This is a genomic window from Phycisphaerae bacterium (genome assembly GCA_012729815.1).
Lineage (GTDB): Bacteria > Planctomycetota > Phycisphaerae > JAAYCJ01 > JAAYCJ01 > JAAYCJ01.
Map to the genome: position 1 here is coordinate 1 of JAAYCJ010000057.1, position 5,292 is coordinate 5,292.

Consider the following 5,292-nt stretch of genomic DNA (forward strand, 5'->3'; position numbering starts at 1 on the left):
GTTACGTCGCCAGCAGCTTCTCCGCGTTGCCGTGATAGATCAGTTCCCGGTTCTCCGCCGGCACGTCCAACGCGATCATGAACTGCCGGTAGAACTCCAGCGTGTCATCCGGGTTGTCCGAGCCGAAAACCAGCTTGCGGATAGGGGGGCAGGGCTGGTCGTCAGCCGAGTCCGGATCGACGACGGCTGATCCGGTGGTATCGTTTCGCCGAACCCGCAGAAACAGCATCCTGAAGAACTCAGCCGGGAAGTACCGCACCGTTCCGCCGGAGAGGTCCGCGTAGACGTTCGGACATTTGGACATCGCCCAGATCGTCTCCCAGAAAAACTGCCCGCCCAGATGGGCGGCGATGATCCGCAGCTCGGGCACCCGCTGGCCGATATCGATCAGGTGGCTCGGCCGGTAGTAGTCCTGGTACTCCACGCTGCTGGTATAGCCGGTATGAAACAGGATCGGCATCCTGAGTTCCGCCGCCCGCTCATAGATCGGCAGGTAACTCGGATGCGAGAACGGATGGCCCACGTACATGACCTTGAGGCCCGCGAACCCCTGGTCCCGATAGCGGACCACGTCGTCGGAGTTGTCCACGTGCTCCGGCTCGACTTCCGGATTGCGCCAGTGAGCGCCCTTCTCCAGCTTCACCGCCGCCAACCCGACCGCATAATCCGGATACCGCCGGAAGAGCTCCCGCACGCTTCGGTTGTTGCCCGAAAACCACACCTGCGAGTAACCCAGACCGTCCCACACCGTCCGACGCTTCTCCTCCAGTTCGCTCGGGTCCACGAAATTGTAGTGGGCGTGACAGTTGATGATCTTCATCGTCAGGCCTCCGGAAGTGTGTGCTCCGTGATTATTGATCCTGCCGCCGCTTCCGCCGGTCGTAATCCTCGACCGTGCCCAGCACGTCCTTGGGGCCGCGCCGCTTGATCTCCTCAAGGTACGCCACGTCGCCCTCGTCGAGACCGCCGGTCGTCGTCAGCGGTCCGCGAAACGCCTCCGCCTCCCGCTGCGGACCAAACGAGAGCACCTTGACCCCGAACGGCGGAATGCACACGGTCGCCGTCACCTCACCGGGGCCGAACTGCACCAGCGACGGCGGATACGCAGCGTCGGCGATCGGGTCGCGCACCTCGTCCACCTTCGGATAGTCCTTGCGGCCGAAGACGACCTGCCCGCGCCACGGCGAGCCGGTGTGATTCATCAGTGTCACCAGCGTGTCGCGCTCGCGGGCGTTGATAATCATCTGACAGCCGGCGCCGTGCTTGGTGACGCCGACGTGCCGGGCGTACAGCGTGTCGATCAACGTTCGGACCACCGCCGACAGCTTCGTCCCGTCGCGGTCCATCCCGTTCGCGCACAGCACCAGGTACAGCCCGCCGCGCCCGACCGACCGCTGCAAAACCAACGGCTGACTCGTCTTTTCATCCGCCGCCCAGACGGACCAACCGGCCGCCGCGACCGAATGGACCGTCAGCCGCTCCTTGACCGGCCACGTGGCATTCGCCGCCGTCATCCGGTTGACGTTCATCGCCTTCGGCTCGACCGCGTGCTCCAAACCCAATTCGCCGCGGGCGGTCGCATCGAGCTGCTCGACGGTCAGGATCGTCTGCCCGCCCTGTTCGGCAAACCGCTTGAGCCGATCCCACAGGCCGTTGTCGGTCCGAACGTCGCCGGCTAGCATGACGGCCTTGTAATACCGGGCCAGCACCTCCGCTGAGGCGTCCTCGGTCACCACGTCGAAGCAATCGGCCCACGTGCTGTCGCGCAAATAGCCCGCTGAGGCGCTTCGCGGATCGACCTCGCCCACGCCCAGCATCGCCGGTAGTTCCGGCTGCGTTTGGCCCCAGTCTACCTGCTTTTCGTCCGGGCAGCCGCCGTGCAGTTCGGCCCACAGGTTCTCGCTCCACGGCCAGATCGCCTCGATCGTCCGGTGTACCTGCCAATCGCCCGGCGTCGCCTCGGCCACGCGGTTGGCCCAGATGTTCAGCCGGCCCTGCGGCGTCGTTTCGTCGTTGGCCTCCGTCAGTGCGCCCTCCGGCGTATACTCGCGGCACGTGCTGCCGTGATAACCGTGCTCCTCCTCCAACATGATCGCAAACGGCGTGACCGCTCGTCCGCGATCCGCCAGCACGCCGCGGGTCTGACGATAGAAGTCCATCGCCCGATAGCCGTAGTCCGACAGCATCGCCTCGCCGTCGTGCCACGTGTAAAAGAAGCAATACCCTACCTCGTGCAGCAGCGTATTGCAGCCGGAAAGGTACGACGTGAGCCACACGCGATGGAAAAAGTCCGGCGTCATGCCCGCCCGCCAGACGCCCGCGTTGTTGGTCTCAGCCACGTTGCCCGCCGGTCCGCCGCCCCACGGTGAGAGATCCACACCCCACAGCGCGTCGAACTGCTTAGCCCCGCCGCGGACAAAGGCGATGCCCGTCTGAAACGAATCGCGTGAACCGCACGCCCCTTCGTAGGCGACAAACGGCACGCCCATCCGGAACACCTCGTGGATGGTAAAAATCGTCCCCTCCGAATAGTAGATCGGCAGCTTGCGCAGGTTCTCGTCCTGCCGCTTGGCGTGGGTGTAGAAGTTGATCGTCTCAGCCGGGCTCACGCTGCGCCAGTGCTCGGTCAGCATCCGCCCGCTGCGGAACCATTCGCGGAAGTACCGCAATGCCTCCTGCTTGCTCATGCGGCTGCCCTGCGGCCAGGTGATACTGTTGCCGATCTCGCCGTACGCCTCGATCCACGCCGCCCGATAGCCCACCTCGCCGTTGATCCGACGGCATTGATCGTAGATCCAATCGGCGTAGTCCCGCACGTCCATCCCCTTGCGCCGGGCCGCATTGGCGAACGCCGTAATGAACACAAGCCAGCCGATGCAGATGTACGAATAGCGGCCCTCGCGAACCGCCTCGATCAACGCCTCAGCGTCGGTCGGGGCCGCCGACTGGCAAATGGCGATATCCCGCAAACCATCGGCATGCGGATATCGAGCCAGCAGTTCCTGGTAGTTCGGGTGCAGGTGGCTGTTCACGTCGGCCAGGATCAGGCACGCGTCGTGCGAAAACCGGACCTCTTGAGGCAGGACCTTCTTGGACGGCTGCATTGTGGAAATTCCTTTATTTGGATCAGCACGCATTGTACCGAGCCGTGCGAAAAGATCAAGTCAGCGTATCGACTTTCTTTACGCCCGGCCGTACGTGTGGGTCAGCTCGGCCAGACGACGGCTAACCGCCGGCGTGATCTGCCCGGGCCGCAGCCGCCACCGCCACTGGCCCGTCGCCACGCCGGGACGGTTCATGCGGGCCTCATCGCCCAGCGAGAGCACGTCCTGGATCGGCATAATGGCCAGACTCGCCACAGACATCATCGCTAGGCGAACGAGCTCCCGCGCGACACCGTTGGCCGAGACCTTCCGGCCAAGGTAGCGGAAGAGCCGCTGCTTCATCGCTTTGGACGCCTCCATCTCGAACCATCCGCGCACCGTGTTGGTGTCGTGCGTGCTCGTGTACAGGGCCGAGTTGCGATAGTGGAAGTGCGGATAGTACCGGTTCTCGGCGAAGCTGCCCTCGAAGGCGAACAGCAGCACGTCGACGTTGGGAAACTGGAGCTTGTGCAGGTACTCGTTGATGTCCGGGGTGGCGGCGCCGAGGACCTCTGTGACGAAAGGGGGGTAGGGAAAATGGCGGAACACCGCGTTGAAAAAATCGTCGGCCGGCCCGCGAACCCATCGTCCCTTCTCCGCCGTCTTGTGGCGGGCTGGAACCTGCCAGTATTGGATGAACCCGCGGAAGTGGTCGATCCGGACGATCTCGTAGAGCAGCAGATTGTGCCGCAGACGGTCCATCCACCAGCGGTAGTGCGTGCGCTTCAGGGCCTCCCAATCGTAGAGCGGATTGCCCCAGAGCTGGCCGGCGGGATTCAGGGAATCGCCCGGAAAGCCCGCCACGAACCGCAGACGCCCGGTCCTGGTCAACTCGAAGATCTCGCGGTGCGCCCAGACGTCCGCGCTGTTGTGCCCGACGTAGATGGCTACGTCGCCGATGATCCCCACGCCACGCTCGAAACAGTAGTGCTCCAACGCGAACCACTGCTTGAAAAACTCGAACTGCAGAAACTTGATCCGGTCGATCTGATCGCGCAGGTCGCTGCGGGCCCGACTCAAAGCCTCCTCGTTGCGGTCGCGAAATCGCGGCGGCCAGTCGAACCAATAGCCCTTTTCAAACTTCTGGAAGAGGGCGACGAACAGGGCGTAGTCGTCGAGCCACCGGCGGTTCCACCAGGCGAATGCCTCGTAGTCGTGCTTGTCCGCTACGTGGCGGAACCGCTCAAACGCCCGATCGAAGAGCATCCTGCGACTGGCGATGACCGCGCCGAAATCCACCGGCCCCTCGCCGAACGCGGGCAGCTCAGCCAGATCCTTCTTCTGGAGCAGGCCGTCGCGATAGAGCAGCTCCGGACTGATCGCCAGCGTGTTGCCCGCGAACGCCGAGAGGCTGCTGTAGGGCGAGTTGCCCGCCTGAGGGTTGGTCTCGTTCAGCGGCAGGACCTGCCAGTAGTTCTGGCCCGCCTCGACCAGAAAATCGGCGAACCGATACGCCTCCGGCCCCAGATCGCCGATCCCGAACTTCGACGGCAGCGACGTGACGTGGAGCAGAATCCCGCTCGACCGTTTCCGCAGCATGGCCGATCCCCCTTGTGCGTTGGCCCCGTTCCAACCCTTCCACCACCAAGCCTAACGTGATCGGCTCGGGAATCAACCGGAAAACCCTTAAGGCTCCTCGGGCTCGTGCCACTCAAAGTTCGAATCCTGCCCGACCATCGGCACGGGCCGCCCGTACCAGCCGACGTGCCCGTCGCCGTAGAGGACGTTGAGCCCGTCGTCCGAGGGATGGCGGTAACGCTCGTGGTAAGTCGCCGGCCGGTACTGCTCCGTCTGATACTCCCACGCTCCATAGATATCGCAGTCGTACGCCAGAAACGAAGCCGGCGTCAGGACCGAGATGCTCCGCCAACGGTAGCCGTCGGCCGCCACGCCCGTCTCGCAGTACGGAAACAGCCACGCGTTGACCCCGTAGCCGATCCGGTCGCCGTTGTACGTGCTGTTCGGATCGGCTGGGCACTGGTGTACCGACCCGCCCGGCTCGTTGACGAACGGCGCGTACAGGTCGAGGGCCGCCGAGTACCAAAGCCGCGAATCCGGATAGCCCTGCGAAGGCGTCACCCGCATGTACGGCAGCGCATCGTGGTTGTCACTGGCGTAAACGAGCACCGCCAGCCCGATCTGACGCAGA

General features: G+C 64.2%; 4 protein-coding genes. All 4 read right to left on the bottom strand.

Translation table 11 applies throughout. The features are described 5' to 3' along the window. Position 1 precedes the first annotated feature (1 nt). Positions 2-820 (bottom strand): amidohydrolase family protein, encoded by an 819-nt coding sequence (locus tag GXY33_04350; GenBank protein ID NLX04357.1) that lies wholly within the window; start codon positions 818-820, stop codon positions 2-4. 31 nt (positions 821-851) lie between these two features. Beyond that, on the bottom strand, positions 852-3,104 hold the full coding sequence (locus GXY33_04355) for a hypothetical protein (GenBank protein NLX04358.1): 2,253 nt from the start codon (positions 3,102-3,104) through the stop codon (positions 852-854). A gap of 78 nt (positions 3,105-3,182) precedes the next feature. Beyond that, positions 3,183-4,682 (bottom strand): 4-alpha-glucanotransferase, encoded by a 1,500-nt coding sequence (malQ, locus tag GXY33_04360; GenBank protein NLX04359.1) that lies wholly within the window; start codon positions 4,680-4,682, stop codon positions 3,183-3,185. A gap of 87 nt (positions 4,683-4,769) precedes the next feature. After that, on the bottom strand, positions 4,770-5,292 hold a 523-nt coding region (locus tag GXY33_04365; protein ID NLX04360.1), incomplete at its 5' end, for a hypothetical protein.

Bases quoted from the DNA above. Each gene is read 5' to 3' on its own strand.
- GXY33_04350 (NLX04357.1), bottom strand. From the start codon at position 820: ATGAAGATCATCAACTGTCACGCCCACTACAATTTCGTGGACCCGAGC.
- GXY33_04355 (NLX04358.1), bottom strand. From the start codon at position 3,104: ATGCAGCCGTCCAAGAAGGTCCTGCCTCAAGAGGTCCGGTTTTCGCAC.
- malQ (NLX04359.1), bottom strand. From the start codon at position 4,682: ATGCTGCGGAAACGGTCGAGCGGGATTCTGCTCCACGTCACGTCGCTG.